The following is a 19,975-nucleotide window of genomic DNA, read 5'->3' as shown; positions in this document are numbered from 1 at the left end:
CGTCGGCGTGACCATCACCCCTCAGGCCAGCGGAAACGGCCCGCGTGTGACGTACGGGGGCGTGGTGTACCCGGCGGAGGAGATCGCCCGGGGCGCGGCGTACGAGCTGTTCAGTGCCGAGGAGGCGCCCGGCTTCGAGTGGGCGCCCCGGTCCGGCGCCGCGCTGCCGTGGCGCAGGTTCGTGCACGCCACCGAGGTCACCGTCGTGCCTCCCGTGGCCGACCCGGGCGACGAGGCGGAGTCCCCGCTGCTGGTGCCGCTGCACCGCGAGCGGGGCTGGGCGTACGTGCAGCAGCTCAGCCAGCAGCCCGCGGCGGCCGGGGATCCGACGCTGGCGGCGGTGCGCGCCTCCGCGGTAATCCGGCGGGGCACCCGGATGGTGAAGGTGCTCTCCGCGCGGCAGCTCGCCGGTTACGTGCGCGGGTGGCTGCCGCACGGTTTCTGCTACCGGGAGCACGACGTGGCGCACCTGCGTACGCCGTCGGCGACGGCCGTGCTGCGCACCGACGGCGCGGCCGGTACCGACGGCGCGGACGTGACGTACGCGCTGCGCTGGCGGGCGGCCGACCCGGCCGACTACGACGTGCCGGTCGGCGGGGCGCACCGGGGGCTGACCGCGCTCGCGCCCCGGGACCGGCTGGGCGGGGCGGTGCTCGGCACCGGCTTCGTGCCCAGCAGCGCCCAGCTCGTCCCGGAGTTCGTCACCCGGGACTTCGCGGACCTGCCGATGCCGGCGAACGCCACCCTGCTCGCCTATCCGGCCGACGGCGTGGAGGTGGTGCTCTACAGTTACCAGGCCGAGCAGCGCGGCTGGCTGCGGATGGCCGGCCCGCAGTGGCGGCACCTGCTGGCGGCGGTGCCGGGGCTCTCCCCCGACCAGGAGTACGTGCCGACCGGCGAGACGCCCCGCTCCACCCGGCTGGTCGGCGACTACGCCGGCGGCGAGTACGAGGCGGTGGCCGACCAGCCGGGCGGGTTCCGGGTGCTGGCGATGACCCGGGCCGCCCGGTACCCGGTGGAGTCGGCGGCCCGCCGGCTGCGGCTGGCCGACTGGCGGGGCGTGCCCTGCCTGGTGTTGCGGGAGGAGTCCGGGTGGCTGCGCCTGCGCCTGCGTCGGCCCGGCCCGGACGCGGTGGCGGAGACCGGGGCGCAGTGCCAGGAGCGGGGCGTCTACGAGACGTGGGCGCCCGCCTCCGAGGTCACCGACGACCAGGTGGTGGACCTGCCGTACGCGCTGTGAGCGGGGCTGGGCGCCGGTCCCGGGCGGCATAACCTCGGGTGGGGTGGGAAAGCGCGGGCGTCCGATCGTCACGTGACCAGGAGACGCGCATGCCTTTCATCACTGTGGGGACGGAGAACTCCGCCCCCATCGACCTGTACTACGAGGACCACGGCTCCGGTCAGCCGATCGTGCTGATCCACGGCTTCCCGTTCAGCGGGTCGACCTGGGAGAAGCAGACCGGGCCGTTGCAGGCCGCCGGATACCGGACGATCACGTACGACCGGCGGGGTTTCGGCAACTCCGCCCAGCCGGCGTCCGGGTACGACTACGACACGTTCGCCGCCGACCTCGACGTGCTGATGACGGAGCTGGACCTGCGGAACGTCATCCTGGTCGGCCACTCGATGGGCACCGGCGAGGTGACCCGCTACCTGGGCGTGTACGGCTCGCAGCGGGTCGACCGGGCGGTGCTGCTGGCCCCGCTCGCGCCGTTCCTGCTGAAGACCTCGGACAACCCGGAGGGCGTCGACAAGAGCCTCTTCCAGGGCTTCCAGCAGGCCATCATCGACGACCGGTTCGCCTACCTGACCACCTTCTGCGAGGCGTTCTTCAACTACCAGGAGAACAAGGGCAAGCTGGTCAGCGAGGAGGCGTTCCGGGCGCACTGGGAGATCGGCGCCCGGGCCTCGGCGAAGGGCACCCACGACAGCGTGGACGCCTGGCAGACCGACTTCCGGGGCGACGTGTCCCGCATCGACGTGCCGGTGCTGATCGTGCAGGGCGACGCCGACGCGGTGCTGCCGTACCCGAAGACCGGTCAGCGGCTGCAGCCGATGCTGCCCGGCAGCCAGCTGGTCACGCTGAAGGGCGCGCCGCACGGCACCCCGTGGACGAACGCGGCCGAGGTCAACCGCAGCATCATGGACTTCATCGGCGCGCCGGCGATGGCCCGGGCCTGACGCGCACCGGCGCCAGGTCCGGCGCGGCGGCCGGCACGACGGGCGACGGGCGCGGCCCCTTCGGGGGCCGCGCCCGTCGGCACGCAGGCGGCCGTCAGTCGGCCAGGCGGGCGAGTTCCTCGTCGACGATCGACGGGTCGAGCTTGCGGAAGACCGGCTTCGGCGCGGCCAGCGGCCGGCCGGCCTCCAGCGGTACGGACTCCCACCGCGCGCCGACGGTGTAGTCGCCGGTCAGCACCGGGTACGCGGGCCCTCCGTCGAGGTCCTCGACCTCCTCGATGACCGGCATCGGCGCGTGGACGCCGGTGCCGCCGAGCAGCTCGTGCACCTTCTGCGCGGAGTGCGGCAGGAACGGGGTGAGCAGCGTGTTGGCGTCGCTGACCACCTGGAGGGTGACGTGCAGGATGGTGCCCATCCGCGGCTTGTCGTCCTCGCCCTTGAGCTTCCACGGCGCCTGCTCGGAGAGGTACCGGTTGGCCTCGGCGACCACCCTCATCGCCTCGCCGATGGCCTGCTTCTGGCGGTGCCGGGCGATCAGGTCGCCGACGGTGGCGAAGCCGGCCCGGGCGACCGCGAGCAGCGCCTCGTCGGCCTCGGTGAGGCCGGCCGGGTCGACGGGCGGGATCGCGCCGAAGTTCTTCGCCGCCATGGAGACGGACCGGTTGACCAGGTTGCCCCAGCCGGCGACCAGCTCGTCGTTGTTGCGGCGGAGGAACTCGGCCCAGGTGAAGTCGGTGTCGTTGCTCTCCGGGCCGGCGGCGGCGATGAAGTAGCGCAGCGCGTCGGCGTCGTAGCGCTCCAGGAAGTCCCGTACGTAGATGACGACCCGGCGCGACGAGGAGAACTTCTTCCCCTCCATCGTGAGGTATTCGCTGGAGACCACCTCGGTGGGCAGGTTGAGCCGGCCCAGGTCGCCCGGCGCGCCGTCGCGGCTGCCCTCGCCCGAGTAGCCGGAGAGCAGCGCCGGCCAGATCACCGAGTGGAAGACGATGTTGTCCTTGCCCATGAAGTAGTAGGCGCGGGCGTCCTTCCCCTCACCGTCGGTGGACCACCACCGGCGCCACGCCTCGGGGTCGCCGGAGCGGCGGGCCCACTCGATCGAGGCCGACAGGTAGCCGATCACCGCGTCGAACCAGACGTAGATGCGCTTGTCGGGGCGGTCCCGCCAGCCGTCGAGCGGGATCGGCACGCCCCACTCCAGGTCACGGGTGATGGCCCGGGGCTGGAGGTCGTCGAGCAGGTTCTTCGAGAAGCGCAGCACGTTGGGCCGCCAGCCCTCGCGGGTGTCGAGCCACTGCCGCAGCACGTCGGCGAGGGCGGGCAGGTCGAGGAAGAAGTGCTCGGTCTCGACGAACTTCGGGGTCTCCCCGTTGATCCGCGACTTCGGGTCGATCAGGTCGATCGGGTCGAGCTGGTTGCCGCAGTTGTCGCACTGGTCGCCGCGCGCGCCGTCGTAGCCGCAGATCGGGCAGGTGCCCTCGATGTAGCGGTCGGGCAGCGTCCGGCCGGTGGACGGGGAGATCGCCCCCATGGTGGTCTTCGGGACGATGTAGCCGTTGCGGTACATCCCCTCGAACAGCTCCTGCACCACCGCGTAGTGGTTGCGGGTGGTGGTGCGGGTGAACAGGTCGTAGGAGAGCCCGAGGCCGTGCAGGTCCTCCACGATCACCCGGTTGTAGCGGTCGGCCAGTTCGCGCGGGGTCACGCCGTCGGCGTCCGCCTGCACCTGGATGGGGGTGCCGTGCTCGTCGGTGCCCGACACCATGAGCACGTCGTGCCCGGCCATCCGCATGTACCGGCTGAAGACGTCGGAGGGAACGCCGAAACCGGAGACGTGGCCGATGTGGCGCGGGCCGTTGGCGTACGGCCAGGCGACCGCCGCGAGAACGTGACTCATGACCAGCAAGCCTAGTGACCCGCTCGCGGTGACCGCGAACCAATAGGGCCCTCGGGTCGGCGGCCCGGCGGGACCGGATCCGTTGTTCGCCCGATTTGTCGCCGACACGCGGCCTGAGCTGCCTGCGGATGCCCTGGTCGCGGGGTGCAATGAACGCCGTGACTGGCAGACGAGCGGCCCGGGATCGTGACGACCGTCCCTCCGGCCCGACGGACGGCGACGCGGGGAGGGCGCCGCGCGGCACCCGCGCGCCGCACCCCCGGGCGGTCCAGGCCGCCGCGCCGCCGGAGTCGCCACCGGAACCGCCCGTCGAGGCCGCCGGACCGGCGGCGGCCCCGCCGTCCGCCGCGCCCGCCGTCGAGGTGGAGCCCACGACCGGGGCGCCGGTCGACGCCGTACCGCGCCGGGTCCCCGTCCGACAGCCGAACCGCTGGCCCCGCCGGGGACGTCCGTCCGCCGGTGACCCGCCGGACCGGGACGACGGCGGGCGTACGCCGGACGGCGAGGGTGGTGGGCCTGCGTCTGACCGGGGCGACGGCGGGCGTACGCCGGACGGCGGGGACGGGTCCGACGATGGTGACGGGGCGTACTGGCCGCCGATCGAGCTGGTGCACTGGGACGGCACCCCGATCCGGGAGGAACCGCCGCACGAGCGGGAGCGGTCGGCCCGGGAGGAGGCCGCGCGGCGTCGGGCCCGGCGCACCCCGCGTCCGCCCGATCCGCTGCCGGGGCTGGCCGCCCTGCTGGCGCTGAGCCTGATGGCGGCGTTCTTCGCCTGGGTCAGCGCGGGCCCGTTCTGGCTGGCGGTGGGGCACGCCACGCGGGGCACGGTGGTGATCGCCGACTGCACCGGGGGCGGCCTCGCGCAGCGCTGCCGGGGCAACTTCGCTCCCGCCGACGAGACGTGGACCGCGTACGGCGTGCGGGTGAGCGGGGTGGCCGCGGAGCGCACCGCGGCCGGCACGATCCTGCCGGCCCGGATGACCGGCCCGGACGGCGGCACCGCGTACGCGGACACCGGCGCGGCCGGGCACCTGCGCTGGCTGCTCGGCCTGCTGGTGGTGCTGGGCTGCGGCGCGGGGATCGTCCGGTGGACCGGGTCCACCCGGATCGCCGACCCCCGCGCCCGCCGCTGGGCGGTGACGGGCGCCGTGGCCGGCCCGCTGGCGATCACCCTCGGCTTCCTCGTCGCCGCCTGGTGAGCCCGCCCGTCGGGTGCTGCCGGGCGCCCGACGGCCGGGCCGCCGAGGGTGCCCGGCCGGGCCGGGTGGAAATTCCAGTCGGGCGTCAGGCGTGCCGACTCGGGTGTCAGGCGTGCACGACGGCGTAGACGTTGCGGCGGCGCAGGGCGTACTCCGTGGCGACCTCGGTGATCGCGTCCCGGCGGGACAGCCCGGCGGCCTCGCGGGCGGCGACGGCGGCCCGCAGCGTGTCGTCGTCGGGCCGCTCGGGGGCCGACTCGGGCGCGCCGGCCACGACGAGGGTGATCTCGCCGCGCGGCTCCCCCTCGGCCGCCCAGTCGGCCAGCTCGCCGAGCGGGCGGCGGACGATCTCCTCGTACGTCTTGGTCAGCTCGCGGCAGAGTGCGGCGGGCCGGTCGGCGCCGAACGCGGCGGCCAGGTCGGCGAGCGCGGCGGCGATCCGGTGCGGCGCCTCGAAGAAGACCAGCGTCCGCTCCTCGGCGGCCAGCGCCCGCAGGCGGGACCGCCGGGCGCCGCCGGTGCGCGGCAGAAAGCCCTCGAAGCAGAACCGGTCGCAGGGCAGGCCGGACAGTGCCAGGGCGGTGGTGACCGCGCTCGGGCCCGGCGCGGCGGTGACCGGCACGCCGGCGTCGAGGGCAGCCCGGACCAGCCGGTAGCCCGGGTCGGAGACGCTCGGCATGCCGCCGTCGGTGACCAGGGCGACCAGGTAGCCGGCGGTCAGCACGTCGACCAGCTCGGGGGTGCGCCGCTCCTCGTTGCCCTCGAAGTAGGAGACGATGCGGCCGCCGACGGTGACGTCGAGGTCCCGGGCCAGCCGGGTCAGCCGGCGGGTGTCCTCGGCGGCCACCACGTCCGCGGCGGCGAGCACCTCACGGAACCGGGCGGAGGCGTCGGCGGGGTTGCCGAGCGGCGCGCCGAGCAGGACCAGGCGCCCGGTTTCGGACTTTTCACCCACGAGATGCAACTCCTTCATCGACGGCTTTACCGGTATCGGGGACGACGGGCGCCACCGGGCACCTTCGCAGCCTACGATCGCCGGGTGACGAGTGCGTCGACAGCACAGAGCGCGGACCAGGCGGGGCAGGACCTCACGGACGGGAGTCCGCCGGAGGGCAGGTCCCCGGCTTCCGGCGGGATCCCCGGCGTGGTCCGGCGGCGGCTGGCCACCGTCGAGGCCCGGCTGGACGGGCGTTCCTGGCTCGCCACCGGCGTGATCGTCGCCATCGCGGCGATCCTGCGCTTCGTCGGCCTGAGCCACCCGCCGGGCAAGATCTTCGACGAGACCTACTACGCCCGGGAGGGCTGGGGGCTCATCGACAAGGGCGTCGAGTGGAACTACAAGGACGGCGGCGCGTCGTACGTGGTCCACCCGCCGCTGGGCAAGTGGCTGATCGGGTTCGGCGAGTGGGCCTTCGGCTACGCCGACGCCGAGCACGGCATCTCCGTGCCGGGGCACCTGATGACGACCGCCCCGGAGTTCGGCTGGCGGGTCTCGGCGGCGGTCATCGGCACCCTGTCGGTGCTGCTGCTGGTCCGCATCGGCCGGCGGATGTTCCGCTCGACCGCGCTGGGCTGCGCCGCCGGCCTGCTGCTCGCGCTGGACGGCTTCCACCTGGTGCTCTCCCGCACCGCGCTGCTCGACATCTTCCTGCTGTTCTTCGTGCTGGCCACGTTCGGCGCCCTGGTGCTCGACCGGGACGCCCGGCGCCGCCGGTGGGCCCGGGCGCTGGAGGCCGGCCTGGACCCGGGCCAGCCCGGGCGGGCCGGGCGTCCGGCGGGCGGCTGGCGGAACTGGCCGTGGTGGCGGCTCGCCGCCGGGGTCCTGTTCGGCTGCGCCTGCGCGGTCAAGTGGAGCGCGCTCTACTTCCTGCCGGTCTTCGCGCTGCTGGTGATCCTGTGGGAGGTCGGGGTCCGCCGCTCCGCCGGCGTACGCCGACCGTGGCGGGACACCCTCCTCGACGAGGTGCCGTGGCTGGTGCTGGCCGGGGTCCTGATCGTGGTCACCTACGTCGCCACCTGGTCCGGCTGGCTGCTCAGCGACGAGGGCTACTACCGGCTGGCCGAGCGCTACCCGAACGCCCCGCTGAGCGACACCCCGGTCTTCGGCGCGTTGAACAACCTGATCGAGTACCACAAGGCCGCGTACGGCTTCCACACTGGCCTCGACGACTCGCACAAGTACCAGTCGTGGCCGTGGCAGTGGCTGCTGCTCGGCCGGCCGGTCGCCTTCTACTGGGTTGGCAACGGGCCCTGCGGGGCGCCGAGCTGCGCCTCCGAGGTCCTGCTGCTGGGCACCCCGCTGCTCTGGTGGTCGTTCCTGCCCGCGCTGGCGGCGCTGGTCTGGCTGGGCCTGGCCCGGCGGGACTGGCGCGCGGGGGCGATCCTGCTCGTCGTGGCGGCCGGCCTGCTGCCCTGGTTCTGGTTCGCCCTCGACGGCCGGACGATGTTCTCCTTCTACACCGCGCCGATCCTGCCGTTCCTGGTGCTGGCGGTGGTCTACGTGCTCGGCGCGATCATCACGCCGGCCGGTCCACCGGGCGCCGTCGCCGCGCAGCCGGGAGACGGCGGACCTGCCGCCGCGCGCGAGGAGTCGGACGAGATCCGGGACCGCAGGCTGGTCGGCGGGGTGATCGCCGGGGCGTACGTCCTGCTCGTCGCGCTCTGCTTCGCGTACTTCCATCCGATCTTCGTCGGGAAGGTGCTGCCGTACGCCGAGTGGTCGGCGCGGATGTGGCTGGACGGCCGCTGGATCTGAGGACGGCACGGCACCCGCCGCGCGCCCCGGGCGGCGCGGCGGGTGCACAAAGAACGGGCCCGCACGCGGTGGCGTGCGGGCCCGTTCGACGTAGATGCGCGCCCCGATCGCCTGCCACGGGGGAAGCGGGCGATTGGGGCGCGCATCAAGAGCTTAACCACCACCTACCACTGGCACAACGGGTCGACTTCGGTCAGATTTCCGACCAACGCGACACCGCACGGATGGTTTACATCCGGCACTAACGGTCCGTCATCTCGCGCAAACGGTACGGATCGACAGCGCCGGCGGGACCGGGATCTGCCAGATTTCGCAGCTATCGGGATTCCCATCGATGGGAGACTTCCCGTAACGTATCGATCGATTTGGTTCTCCAGTAACCCTGGGTCCGGTCCGTCGGCACCCGGGCCGGTTGCACTGTCAGCCATCCCGATCGATCGGACGGAGTTCACGATGACCCGTACCCTCCGCTGGACCGGCGGCCTGCTGGCCACCGTCACCGCCGCCACCCTCGGCCTGTCCGCCCCCGCCCACGCGGCCACCGTCTCGGTGCCGCTGCGTACCCTCGTCGCCGACCTGCCGGTGGCCGCCGAGAGCCGTACCGGCTACAACCGGGACCTGTTCCCGCACTGGACCGACGCGGACTCCGACGGCTGCAACACCCGCTACGAGGTGCTGATCGCCGAGGCCACCACCCGCCCCACGGTGGGCTCGAGCTGCCAACTGACCGGCGGGCGCTGGCGCTCCTACTACGACGCCGCCTACTGGACCAACCCGTCCGACCTGGACATCGACCACATGGTTCCGCTCGCCGAGGCGTGGGACTCGGGCGCCCGGAACTGGACCACGTCGCGGCGGCAGGCGTTCGCCAACGACCTCGGCGACGTCAGGTCGTTGGTCGCGGTGACCGACAACGTCAACCAGGCCAAGGGCGACCAGGACCCGGCCACCTGGCAGCCCACCAACGAGAAGTGCCGGTACGTCGGCGAGTGGGTGGCGGTGAAGACCCGGTGGCGGCTGAGCGTCGACAGCGCCGAGAAGAGCGCGTTGACCAGCCGGGCGAACTCCTGCACGAACATCACGATCACGGTGACGCACGCGTACTGACCGCCGGGCACCCCGGGGCGACCGGTCGCCCCGGGGTGCGGTCAGGACGTCCGGGGGCTGCGGGGCAGCCAGCCGAGGAACCGGTCCTGCAGGGACGTGCCGGAGGACGGCGGCAGGTCCTGCGCGGCGGCCGCGAGACAGGACCCCAGGTACACGCTGAGCATGGCGCGGTCCCGCCGGTACTCCTCCAGCAGCCGGGACCGTTTGGCCGGGCACGGCCATTCCGCCCCGCACGTGCCGCAGGTCCAGCCGGGAGCGAGTGGAGCGTGCTCGTCCGCCCCGGACGCCGAGGATTCCGCACCACCGGTCATCGCACTCCCTCTCCGGTTCACGTGGCGACCCGCCCCCGGTGGGCTGGTCGACAGTGGACCATTCCCGCCCACCGGCGACGCCCTGTCAGCGCCGCAGGACGCTGCGGTGTTACGCCTTGCGGTACGTTCACCAACCATGACCCTCGCGACGCCGACCGTGGGCGGGGCGCCGGCCCGGCGGTCCGTTCGCCAGCCGCCGCACCGGCCACCGGCCGACGGGCTCGGAGCCGGGCGGGCGCGCGGACGGTCGCACCTGTCGGGGGGCGGCGGTGCGTGACCTGCTGCCGCCGGCCGTGGCGGTGGCCGTGGCCGGGGCGTCGGACTGGGCTGGCGAGCTGCTGCCGGCCGAGCGGGCCTGCCTGGGCGAACGCGCGGTGCAGAGCCGCCGCCGCGACTTCACCGCCGGGCGGGTCTGCGCCCGCCGGGCGATGGCGGCCCTCGGCGTACCCCCGGTGGCGGTGCCGTCGGCCGCGGACCGGTCGCCGGTCTGGCCGGCCGGCGTGGTCGGCGCCATCACCCACACCCGCGGCTACTGCGCGGCGGTCGCGGCCCGCTCCGGCGAGGTCCGGTCGGTCGGCATCGACGCCGAGGGGCACCGGGAGCTCAACGCGGGCGTACGCCGGCTGATCTGCCTGCCCGAGGAGCAGGACCGGTGCGCCCGCCTGCCGGTGGGCACCTCCTGGCCGGCGGTGCTGTTCAGCGCCAAGGAGACCGTCTACAAGGTGTGGCACCCGGTCGTCGGCACGTGGCTGGACTTCCACGACGCGCTGGTGGAGTTGGATCCGGACGCCGGCACCTTCACCGCCCGGATCGCCCCGGCGCGACTCGACGCGGCTCCGCTCGCCCGTCCGCCCGCGCTGGTCACCGGCCGGTTCGCGGTCGACGACGCGCTGGTCCGCACCGCCGCCGTGCTGCTGTCCGGTTGACCCGGGCACGGAATCCGAACAGGGGACGGCGCGGCGCTGCCGGAGACGCGAAGATGGTCCGTTGTCCGCGCACGGTAGCGTCAGCCGCGTTTGCCGTCGTCGTCAGGTGCCTAGGAGTACGGTGAGTCACCCCCCGCCCCCTTACGGGCCGCAGGATCCGAACCAACCGAGCCCGGAGCAGCAGCCGCAGCCGTACCCGCCGGCACCGATGCCGCAGTTCCCCGCCGACCAGGGCGGCCACCCGCCGCAGCCGCCGACCTCCGGCGCCCCGCAGGCCACGGGCGACCCGTGGGCCCCGCTCCCGCCCGTGCCGCCGCAGCAGCCGGCCGGCGACCCGTGGGCCGCGCCGCAGCCGCCGGTCTCCGGGGCACCGCAGCCACCGGTGTCGGGCGCGCCCGGCGAGCCGTGGGCGCAGCCGCCGGTCTCGGGGGTGCCGCAGCCACCGGTGTCCGGGATGCCGCAGCCACCGGTGTCCGGGATGCCGGGCGAGCCGTGGGCCGCCCCGCACCAGCCGACCTCGGGCACGCCGTACCCGCCGGTGTCCGGCACGCCGGGGTATCCGGCCGCCGGGCCCGGCTACCCGCCGCCCGGTGGGCCCGGCTACGCGCCCGGTGGGCCCGGCTACGCGCCCGGTGGGCCGGGCTACCCGGGCGGCGCGCCCGGTTACCCCCTCGGCGCGCCGCATCCGGCCGCGCCGCCGAAGAAGAACAAGACCGTCCTGATCGTCGTGGCCGTGGTGGCCGTGCTGGCCCTGCTCTGCTGCATCGGCGGCGTCGTCGCGCTCATCGCCGGCGCCAACAAGGCGGCGGACGACCTGAATAAAGCCGCCCCGCGAATCACGCTGCAGCCGGACGGCCCGTCCCCGTCGGCCAGGGACGGCGAGACCTTCAACATGAAGCCCGGCGCCACCCTGGTGGTCTCCGACGACGACGGGACCATGGAGATCACGGTCACCCGGTTCACCACGGAGACCAAGGGCTGCCGGTCGTACGCCCCGCCCCCCGACAAGGGCATGTACCTGATCGCCCACGTCACCGCGACGGTGACCAAGGGCAAGAGCTCCATCAACCCGTTCTACTTCAACTGGGTGGCCGCCAACGGCACCACCGCCAACGGCCTGGCGAGCGCGCTCTCCGGCTGCGGCGACACCCTGGACTCCGGCAACAACCTGCCCGAGGGCAGCAGGCGCGCGGGCACGGTGGTGTTCAACGTGGCCGACAAGAACGGCGCGCTGGAGTACCTGCACAGGTTCGAGACCACCGGCTCCTGGCGGCCGTGATCCACAGCTCGTGACGGGAGGCCGGGCCCCTGGGGTCCGGCCTCCCGCGCTCTTCCCGCCGGCCGTCCCGTCGGGGAGGCCGGCGCTCGTCAGCGGCCCTGCTCCAGCAGGTCGGCGACCGTGATCAGCGGGGTCACCAGCGACGGCACCAGGGCGGCGTCCTCCAGCCGGCCGCGCCGGTAGGTGACCAGTTCCGCCCCCCGCACGCTCCACGCCGGCACCGCTCCCGCCAGGTGCGCCGCGATCAGGGTCGGCCCGACCAGCGCCTGCTGCCCCGGGGCCGCAGCGGCCACCCGCCACTGCCGGTCGAACTCCTCGTGCCCGGTGGCGTAGGTGTCGCTGCCGAACAGCGCGCGGCCCAGCTTCGAGAACGCGTGGCGTGGTCCGACCGAGAGCGCCGGGAACGGCCGCCGCAGCCACACCGAGCAGACGACGTACGTGTGGGTGTGCGTGGTGGTCGTCTGGTTGCCGTCCGCGCCGGTCGAGCTGTGCGTCTCGGTGTACGCGTACTCGGCCACGCAGACGGGTCGGCCGTGCAGCGTCCCGGTCAGCGCGAACCGCACGCCCCGGCGGTTGCGGCCCGGCACCCGGTCGGTCCAGGTGATCTGGGGCCGCTCGTCAAAGGTCCAGCCGTACCGGGCGGCCCACTGTCGCCAGTGCTCCCGCCGCTCCCGCTCCCGCCGGTGGGACGCCACGACCAGCGCGACGACGCCCGCCACGAGCAGGACGGCGACTGCCGCGCAGCCACCCGTCCAGAACACACCCGCCATCCGCTCCACGGGCCGCAGCGTAGTGACCGGCCGCACGCGCGCCCGTCCCCGGACGGTGGCGGCCGCGGATCCGGCTGCCGGCCGGGTTGCGGGGTTTCCTCGACGCCGCGCCTCGCATTCGTCACCCGGTGTCGTCGGGACCCCTGTCGATCCACTGATCGCACCCCAGACATCGACGAATCGATTGATCCTCATTTGGCGCGCTGCTTAGCTCCCACCGGCACCCTCGACGACGATGGTCCTGGCCGGTGAGCGTGAACCACCACGCGTGACCCGGCCGGGCCGCGCTCCCGCGCGAGGCGCGTCGACGGAGATCGTGCACCACCACCATGACGGGGAAGTCGAATGACGGCACGGACGAACGACGCGGTCGAGCTGAGCGTGGTCATACCCACCTACCAGGACGCGCAGTGCCTGGCGCTGACGCTGCGGTCGCTGACGCGACAGACGGTGAGCCCCGAGCGCTTCGAGGTGGTGGTCATCCGCGACGGCGGCTCCCCCGCCGGTTACGCCGACGCCGTCGAGGCTGCCACCGGTCTCGACCTCCGCCTGCTGGAGTTCCCCAGACGGCGGGGACGCTCCGCAGCCCGCAACGAGGCGGTCCGGCACACCCGGGCGCCGCTGCTGTTGTTCCTCGACGCCGACTCGTACGCCTCCCCGCAGTTGCTGGAGCGCCACCTGGCCCACCACGCGGTCGCCGGCCGGCCCGCCGTGCTGATGGGCCGGCGCGACGAGCTGAGCCTGGAGCACGTCGAGGCCGCCCTCGACGACCGGGAGATGACCGACGTCCCCCGCCGCCGCGCGGACCGCGCCGGCGACCTGCGCTTCCCGCACGGTCAGCCCCCGGGGCCGGAGTGGCTCCGGGCGGGCTGGGCGCTCGCCTACACCCACAACATCTCGCTCGCCCGTGACCTCTTCGACCGGACCGGCGGATTCGACGAACGCTCCGGGCTGCGCTGGGGCCTGGAGGACATCGAGCTGTTCTATCGGGTGCACCGGCACCTCGGCGTGACCGAACTCAATTTCGCCTTCGACGACGAGGCCCGCGCCTTCCACCTCCCGCACCACCGCAACACCGACCGCAACTGGTCCGACTTCGCGGCCAACCGGAGCCTCCTGACCGGGCAGTACCACGTCATCGAATGGGAGTTCTACGGCCTGCTGGACGTGTACGACTCGCTGGAGCGCATCGTGTACTACCGCTCCGCGGCCACCGACTGCGCGCGGCGCTCGACGTGCCGGATCGGGCCGGCGTTCGACCGGCTCGCCGACCGCCTGCCCGGCCCCCGCGTGCTGTGGGTGGGCACCGGCAGCGATCAGGTCGACCTGCCGACCGGGGCGCTGACCTTCGACTACTCCGCCCCGCCGGGCCCGACGAACCACCACCTGGTCGGCATGGACCCGCCCATCCCGCCGGGCAGCCTCGACGCGGTGGTCAGCGTCGACTTCTGGCGGTACCTGCGGTGGGACGATCTCTGCCGGTTCGTCAACACCTCCGGACGGCTCGCCCGCGAGGTGCACCTGGTCGGCACGGGCGACACCGGATCGGCGCCGCTCACCCCGGGGCCGGCGGTGCTGGACTACCTGCGCCGCGCCCTGAGCGCCGCGTTCGCCACCAGGCTGACCCACGTCGACGGGCTCGGTGAGGTGCTCACCCTGCGGCCCCTGCCTGCCGCCGCTCGGAGGGGCCCGGCGCGCGTGTGACGTCGGCCAGGGACATTGGCGCCCGCTCCAGCCCTATACGGTGACTTGCGTGGATCTCCGGTACACGCGTAGCGGCTCGACCAGAGTGATGGGCAACGTCGCCCTGGCCGCCGGGCTGCTCATCTCGTTACTGATGATCAGCCCGGATAATCCTTCGACCGGGGGATACGTCCTCGCCGCCCTGCTCGTCATGACGGGGCTCGGGCTGCGGCTCGAAGCGGCGCTCCTCGCCCTGCGTGACGACGGGCAGACCAGGTAGCGCCTTCGCCTCGTCGACCGTGTCCTCACGGGACGGACCAGGACCGTAGGCGTCGCCTCCGCCGGCGCGATCTTCGACGCGCCCGACTTCCTTCGCGCCCTGTCCGGGCACGTCTCGGTCGACCTGCGCCCGTAGGCCTTCATCCGGTCGCCCTCGACGGCGCCACCGTCGTGGTGGTCGCCGGTCACGGGCGCCACCTGCGGCGCTGGCCAGCACACCGAATCCTCAAGGTTCCCTCTGGCCGTCGCATCGAAGGGTTGATCAAACGGCTCAGGCGATGCAAAGATCCAGGTCAAGCCACGTCGTCGACGTGAAAGACGCCTCCGCCGCCTCAGTTCCGCCCATGCTCCACACGGTCCTCGACGCGATCCGTCGAGGCCTGGATCGCCGTGGGCGGACACACGACGCACTGCATCCGACGCACCCGGCCCGCTCGCACCCGGCACGATCCTCCGACGCGATCCGTCGGAGCCGGGCTCGTCGTGCGCGGGTGCAGCATGTCCATCTTTGGATGAATCGATGCGGTCCGGCCCGCGCTCGGGCCGGCCGCGACATCACTGACGGCCACAGACAGAAGGAGGGGAGCATGCGAGGTAGACAGCCACGCATCGTGTTCTTCGCGATGTCCGCCCTGGTGGCAACCACTTTCGTCGCGACCGCGCCTGCGGGCGCGGACCCCACGAAGCCCACCGCCACGGGCTCCGAAGGAGCCCACCACGCGGATCATGAGTCGAACCACGTACGCATCAAGCTGACCGGATCCGACATGCTCGACAAGGTGGTAGCCGCCGGCTACGACGTCGAGCACGGCCTCACCCGTGTGCCGGACGGCATCGAGGGCGAGGCGCACGTGGACGCCGGGCAGGTCGCCGAGCTCAAGGCGATGGGCGTCAAGATCCTCGGCGAGAACGAGCGCTTCACCTGGAGCGACGTGGCCGACGGCGGCTTCCGGGCCGCCGGGGCACGGGCCGCCCAGCCGCTCGCCCAGCCGGCGCAGGTGACCGAGGCGAACGACGCGACGGTACGAGTCGTCCGCGCCGACTGGTTCACCACGAAGGGCCAGGGCTTCCTCTACGTCGAGGCACGGACCACCGAAGGCGCGCAGACCAACCCGATCGTCCTGATGCAGCTCGAGAACGACTCGGGCGTCGGTACGCCGTTCGGCTCCGCCCGGACGATGAGCCGCTTCGTCGACTCCGGGCAGTACATGTTCCACCGGAACCTGTTCAAGCTCGACGCGCGTCCTGACCAGATCAAGGTCAGCAGCTCGACCGGCGGCGTCACCACCGGCAAGGTCTCCAACTGGCTCGAGGGCGCCCCGCCGCCGCTGACGGACAACCCGGGCTACAGGTCGGACTTCATCGACGGCTACAAGCATCCGCAGCAGCTCTTCAGCCGCGCCGAGGAGATCGCCCGGCAGTACCCGGACATCGCCGAGATCGTCTACCTGCCGCACAAGACGAACGGCTACCAGCGCAAGGCGCAGGCCACGATCGGCGGTACCGGGCAGGCGGCGGTCGTCGTCAGTTCGGCGGCGTGGGGCCACGAGGGTGGCAACGACGTCACCGTCGAATTCGTGGAGCGGCCGGGGGCGAGCCTCCCGCTCGGCGTCGACGTGTCGGGCAAGGCGGTCCGCGTCCTCCTCGCGAAGGACGCCAACGGCGCGCTCGCCAGCACCGCCGCGCAGGTGGCGGCGGCACTGGAGACCCAGTCGCAGGGCCTGATCGACCGGGCGCACCCGTACCGCAGCAACGCGGGCACCGGGCTCGTCGTGCCGACGTCCGCCCCGGTCGCGCTGAGCGACTTCCTCGACCAGAAGCGCGTCGGCGCGCCGGAGGGCGAGGTGCCCCGCGGCGAGGCCACCATCCCGGTCCTGCGGATCGGCAAGCACCGCGACGGCCGCAACCCCGGTGTCCTGATCCAGGCCCAGGACCACGCCCGCGAGTGGGTGCCCGCGACGACGACGCTGGAGACGGCCGAGCGTCTGGTGCACAACTACAAGACCGACAAGGACACGAAGAAGATCGTCCAGGAGACGGACATCTTCCTCGTCCTGTCGAACAACCCCGACGGCGCGAACTACAGCTTCTACAACTACGCCTCGCAGCGTAAGAACCTGACGAACCACTGCGAGGACGCGAACGCCGACCCGGACCGCCGTAACTCGTGGGGCGTCGACCTGAACCGGAACTACCGGGTCGGGTCGGGCCACGACGGCTACGCCGGTGGGTCGACGGTGTGCACGAGCGGCACCTACCAGGGGCCGGAGAAGCTGTCCGAGCCCGAGTCGAAGAACATCGTCTGGCTGGTCGAGAAGTACTCGAACATCAAGTTCATGATGTCGGTGCACTCCAACGGCGGCCAGCTGTTCTGGCAGCCCGGCGCCTACATCGCGGACGGCCGGGTCACCACGCCGCGTCCGCCGCTGGGCGACGAGGCGTTCTACTGGCAGTCGGCCGGCAGGATCCTGTCGCAGGTCAAGGCGTACCGGGAGACCGTCGTCACGCCGGAGAACGTCGGCGGCTCGTCGGACGTCCTGTACTCCTCCGCCGGCAACGTCCGTGAGGACATGTACCACACCTACGGGATCTACTCCTTCGGCTGGGAGGTCGGCGGCTCGATCTACAACCCGGCCACCGGCAACTGGCAGGGCGGCTCGTTCCAGCCGGCGTGGGAGGGCAATCCGGCGCTCGTCAGCGGCCACTCCGAGACGATGGAGTACGCCAACGGGATCATGGAGATGTTCCGGATCGCGGCAGAGTGGGGCAAGGACAAGAAGAAGCCGACCTCCGAGCTCGTCCCTGGCGGCGGCAGGTACACCGGGTCCGTCGACGTGCGCTTCGAGACGAGCGAGCCGGCCACCATCTACTACACGACGGATGGCAGCCGGCCGACCCTCGAATCGCCGCGCTACCAGGCCACCGAGTTCCGTGAGCCGGGGCAGGTCTTCCGCGTCACCAGCACCACCACGTTCCGCTGGTTCTCGGTCGACGCCTCCGGCAACGTCGAGAAGGGCTACGACCCGGAGAAGAACGGCAAGAACTACCGCTCGGCGACGGTGACGATCGTCAAGTAGGTAGCGCCCATCCGGTAATTCGTTGCCTCGTCGGTGCGGGAGGCCGCACCGACGAGGCAACGAGCGTTTCCATGGTGAGTCCGGGCGCGTCAGCGTCGCAGCCGTGGTGGGTGGGTGGGCGGGTGCGGCACCGACCGAGCGGGAGCCAGTCAGGTCGTCAGTGAGCTCGCAGAACGTGCTCAAGCCGCTGCTCGAGTCGGCTGCGAGCGAGGTCGTCACTGATGCTTAGTCCAGAGTCGCGCCATGGCTGGACGACTTTCACCGGGTCCGGCAGGTAGCCGACAATGTCCATGACGTTCCAGTACCGGCACCCGTCCTCGTCGTGACGGTCATCAGCCCGGCGACGGTACGCGTTCGTGAATCTGGCTCCAGCCTCAACGCCGTGCAACATCGCGAGGTAGGTCGCGGCATGTGCCACGTCCAGGGTCGCCGGTCCCCACGATGTCTCGACCCAGTCCACGACGCCGCTGACACGCCCCTGCGACCACAGCAGATTCCCCAGATGAAAATCTCGGTGCAGGAACGTACCGGCATAGGCCGGTACGGGTTGGTCCAGCAACTCGAACGCCTGATGCCAGAGCTGTCGCCGCTGCGCCCACGGCGGCACGACTCGTTTGTCCGGCGCCGCCCAGGACTGGTACTGCCGTGGCCTGTCCCGGCCGGGCGCGAATTGGTGGATGCTGACGAGGACCTGCGCCATCGCCTCCAGGATGCCGTCCGCGGCAGAGGTCAGGCACAGACGCCCGGGCAGCCAGGACATGAGGTGTGCCGGTGCCCCGGCGGAGTCTCCGGACAGATCGAGGGCGACACTTCGAGGCGCTGGGATCGATGACCGTTGCAGTTGGTGCTGGACAGCCGCCTCCCTGGAAAGCAGCCCGGCAGCGTGTCGGCGCCACGGCTCCTTCGTCATCAGTCGGAGTACAGCCTGTTCGCCGTCGTATCCGGTCAGGCCAAGCATGGTGGACGTGCAACCACCCGTGAGGCGCCGCACCCTGGTGATCCGACGCTGCCAAGCCGACTCAACCCAGCGAATCTCGCGCTCGGTCGCACTGCCCACGAGTACCACTCTGTCATCGGCGCTTCCGGGCGCGTGCCGGGGTGCCGTCCACGCTCACGCCAGGCTCTTGACCTGAACCGACGTTGAGGTTCTACCTTCGTTCCCAATGGTTCCGTCCTCGGCGAAGGAGATCACATGACGACGCTGCAACTGTCCGACGCAGAACTCGCGGGCCAACCGGCCGCCTACTGGACAGGCGTCGCCTACGAATCCCTCATCGCTTTCACCCGAGCCCGGCATGCCGAACTCGGGTTCACTCAGCCCCAGTTCTGGCTGCTGCGGAACCTCTCCAGGAACGACCTCCTGCCCGACGGCGGCGGGATGACACTTCCTGAGCTCCGACGGGCGATGAGCTCGTATCTCAGGGCCGAAGACGATCTGGACGTCGAGGCGGAGGCTCTGCTGGAGCGCGGGTGGCTGACCCGCGACGAGGAAGAAAGACTGTGGATCACCGCGGCCGGAGAAGACGCCCGAGTCAGCCTCAAACAGCACGCGCCGGCAATCCGGGCCCGCATCCACAAGGGCATCGACGACGCGGACTACGTCGCGACCCTCAAGGTTCTCCGGCAGTTGATCCTGAACACCGGTGGCGCGGCATAGCGCGCCCAGCCTGGTCAGTCCAGCTCTGTAACGTGAGGCCATGCCTCTTGACCCGGTAGCACACAACCGCACCGCCTGGGACCGGCAGGTCGAGCAGGGCAACGAGTGGTCACGCCCCGTCTCCAGCGAGACGATCGCCAGGGCGCGGGCCGGTGACTGGTCGGTCGTCCTGATCGGCTACCAGCCCGTCGACCGTTCCTGGTTTCCCCCCGACCTCGCGGGCACGGACGTCCTGTGTCTGGCCTCGGGCGGCGGGCAGCAGGGCCCGACGCTGGCCGCTGCGGGGGCCCGGGTCACCGTCTTCGACAACTCGCCCCGGCAGCTCGAACAGGACGAGTCGGTCGCCCGGCGGGACGGCCTGGAGCTGCGTACCGTCCTCGGGGACATGCGCGACCTGTCGGCGTTCCCGGACTCCTCGTTCGACCTGGTCTTCCACCCCGTGTCGAACCTGTTCGTGCCCGAGCTCGCGCCGGTGTGGCGGGAGTGCTTCCGGGTGCTGCGACCGGGCGGGACGCTGCTGTCCGGCTTCCTCAACCCGGACGTCTTCCTCTTCGACAGCGAGGCGCTGGACCAGCGCGGCGAACTGGTGGTGCGCCACCGGCTGCCGTACAGCGACCTGACCCACGTCCCGGCGGCGGAGCGCGAACGCCTGTGGGGCGCGGACGCACCGCTGGAGCACAGCCACACGATGACCGCGCAGATCGGTGGTCAGCTCGCCGCCGGCTTCGTCATCGTCGGCTTCGAGGAGGCGCCGCACCACTCCGACGCCACCGCCGGATGGCTGCCCGGCTACTTCGCCACCCGGGCGTTGAAGCCGTGACGGCGGGCGGCTGACAGGCGCGCCGTGGCAG

Annotated in this window: 17 protein-coding genes; 12 read left to right on the top strand and 5 right to left on the bottom strand. The window is 72.4% G+C overall.

Going from position 1 to position 19,975, the window contains the following annotated elements:
* The first annotated feature begins 7 nt into the window (after positions 1–7).
* Positions 8–1,240, top strand: coding sequence for a hypothetical protein (locus ABZ573_RS03625; protein ID WP_358115326.1), 1,233 nt, complete (start codon positions 8–10; stop codon positions 1,238–1,240).
* A gap of 89 nt (positions 1,241–1,329) precedes the next feature.
* Positions 1,330–2,181 (top strand): alpha/beta hydrolase, encoded by an 852-nt coding sequence (locus ABZ573_RS03620; RefSeq protein ID WP_327030435.1) that lies wholly within the window; start codon positions 1,330–1,332, stop codon positions 2,179–2,181.
* A 94-nt stretch (positions 2,182–2,275) separates the two neighbouring features.
* Here the strand turns inward: ABZ573_RS03620 and metG are convergent, their stop codons facing one another.
* The gene (gene metG, locus ABZ573_RS03615; RefSeq protein ID WP_358115323.1) at positions 2,276–4,078 is read right to left on the bottom strand and encodes a methionine--tRNA ligase; all 1,803 of its coding nucleotides are present in this window, start codon (positions 4,076–4,078) and stop codon (positions 2,276–2,278) included.
* Positions 4,079–4,227: 149 nt separating this feature from the next.
* Here metG and ABZ573_RS03610 point away from each other — a divergent pair, with 149 nt between their 5' ends.
* Positions 4,228–5,280: a hypothetical protein gene (locus tag ABZ573_RS03610; RefSeq protein ID WP_358115320.1), complete on the top strand. Its 1,053-nt coding sequence runs from the start codon at positions 4,228–4,230 to the stop codon at positions 5,278–5,280.
* A 106-nt stretch (positions 5,281–5,386) separates the two neighbouring features.
* Here the strand turns inward: ABZ573_RS03610 and rsmI are convergent, their stop codons facing one another.
* Positions 5,387–6,235: a 16S rRNA (cytidine(1402)-2'-O)-methyltransferase gene (gene rsmI, locus ABZ573_RS03605; RefSeq protein ID WP_358115317.1), complete on the bottom strand. Its 849-nt coding sequence runs from the start codon at positions 6,233–6,235 to the stop codon at positions 5,387–5,389.
* Positions 6,236–6,319: 84 nt separating this feature from the next.
* Here rsmI and ABZ573_RS03600 point away from each other — a divergent pair, with 84 nt between their 5' ends.
* Positions 6,320–8,035, top strand: a complete 1,716-nt coding sequence (locus tag ABZ573_RS03600; protein ID WP_358115314.1) for a phospholipid carrier-dependent glycosyltransferase — start codon at positions 6,320–6,322, stop codon at positions 8,033–8,035.
* Between the two features lie 453 nt (positions 8,036–8,488).
* Positions 8,489–9,142, top strand: a complete 654-nt coding sequence (locus ABZ573_RS03595) for an HNH endonuclease family protein (protein ID WP_358115311.1) — start codon at positions 8,489–8,491, stop codon at positions 9,140–9,142.
* 41 nt (positions 9,143–9,183) lie between these two features.
* Here the strand turns inward: ABZ573_RS03595 and ABZ573_RS03590 are convergent, their stop codons facing one another.
* On the bottom strand, positions 9,184–9,453 hold the full coding sequence (locus ABZ573_RS03590) for a hypothetical protein (protein WP_358115308.1): 270 nt from the start codon (positions 9,451–9,453) through the stop codon (positions 9,184–9,186).
* 269 nt (positions 9,454–9,722) lie between these two features.
* Here ABZ573_RS03590 and ABZ573_RS03585 point away from each other — a divergent pair, with 269 nt between their 5' ends.
* Both ABZ573_RS03585 and ABZ573_RS03580 read left to right on the top strand, forming a co-directional pair.
* Positions 9,723–10,379, top strand: a complete 657-nt coding sequence (locus ABZ573_RS03585) for a 4'-phosphopantetheinyl transferase superfamily protein (RefSeq protein ID WP_358115305.1) — start codon at positions 9,723–9,725, stop codon at positions 10,377–10,379.
* 121 nt (positions 10,380–10,500) lie between these two features.
* Entirely contained in the window at positions 10,501–11,658 is a 1,158-nt protein-coding gene (locus ABZ573_RS03580; RefSeq protein WP_358115302.1) for a hypothetical protein, read from the top strand.
* Positions 11,659–11,747: 89 nt separating this feature from the next.
* On the opposite strand, the gene ABZ573_RS03575 is transcribed toward ABZ573_RS03580, so the two are convergent.
* The gene (locus ABZ573_RS03575) at positions 11,748–12,437 is read right to left on the bottom strand and encodes a hypothetical protein (RefSeq protein WP_151453480.1); all 690 of its coding nucleotides are present in this window, start codon (positions 12,435–12,437) and stop codon (positions 11,748–11,750) included.
* A gap of 336 nt (positions 12,438–12,773) precedes the next feature.
* Here ABZ573_RS03575 and ABZ573_RS03570 point away from each other — a divergent pair, with 336 nt between their 5' ends.
* From ABZ573_RS03570 to ABZ573_RS03560, 3 genes are all read left to right on the top strand, one after another.
* The gene (locus ABZ573_RS03570) at positions 12,774–14,132 is read left to right on the top strand and encodes a glycosyltransferase (protein WP_151453481.1); all 1,359 of its coding nucleotides are present in this window, start codon (positions 12,774–12,776) and stop codon (positions 14,130–14,132) included.
* Positions 14,133–14,181: 49 nt separating this feature from the next.
* On the top strand, positions 14,182–14,391 hold the full coding sequence (locus ABZ573_RS03565) for a hypothetical protein (protein ID WP_358115299.1): 210 nt from the start codon (positions 14,182–14,184) through the stop codon (positions 14,389–14,391).
* 586 nt (positions 14,392–14,977) lie between these two features.
* On the top strand, positions 14,978–17,467 hold the full coding sequence (locus ABZ573_RS03560) for a M14 family metallopeptidase (RefSeq protein WP_358115296.1): 2,490 nt from the start codon (positions 14,978–14,980) through the stop codon (positions 17,465–17,467).
* 157 nt (positions 17,468–17,624) lie between these two features.
* Here ABZ573_RS03560 and ABZ573_RS03555 read toward each other — a convergent pair whose 3' ends face one another.
* The gene (locus ABZ573_RS03555; protein WP_358115293.1) at positions 17,625–18,524 is read right to left on the bottom strand and encodes an aminoglycoside phosphotransferase family protein; all 900 of its coding nucleotides are present in this window, start codon (positions 18,522–18,524) and stop codon (positions 17,625–17,627) included.
* 135 nt (positions 18,525–18,659) lie between these two features.
* Here ABZ573_RS03555 and ABZ573_RS03550 point away from each other — a divergent pair, with 135 nt between their 5' ends.
* Together ABZ573_RS03550 and ABZ573_RS03545 are read left to right on the top strand one after the other, a co-directional pair.
* Positions 18,660–19,124, top strand: a complete 465-nt coding sequence (locus ABZ573_RS03550; protein WP_151456797.1) for a MarR family transcriptional regulator — start codon at positions 18,660–18,662, stop codon at positions 19,122–19,124.
* Between the two features lie 40 nt (positions 19,125–19,164).
* On the top strand, positions 19,165–19,944 hold the full coding sequence (locus ABZ573_RS03545; protein ID WP_358115290.1) for a methyltransferase domain-containing protein: 780 nt from the start codon (positions 19,165–19,167) through the stop codon (positions 19,942–19,944).
* Positions 19,945–19,975 lie beyond the last annotated feature (31 nt).

Source organism: Micromonospora sp. NPDC007220, assembly GCF_040634035.1.
Taxonomy (GTDB): Bacteria; Actinomycetota; Actinomycetes; order Mycobacteriales; family Micromonosporaceae; genus Micromonospora; species Micromonospora reichwaldensis.
This window is presented reverse-complemented; position numbering and strand designations above follow the sequence as displayed.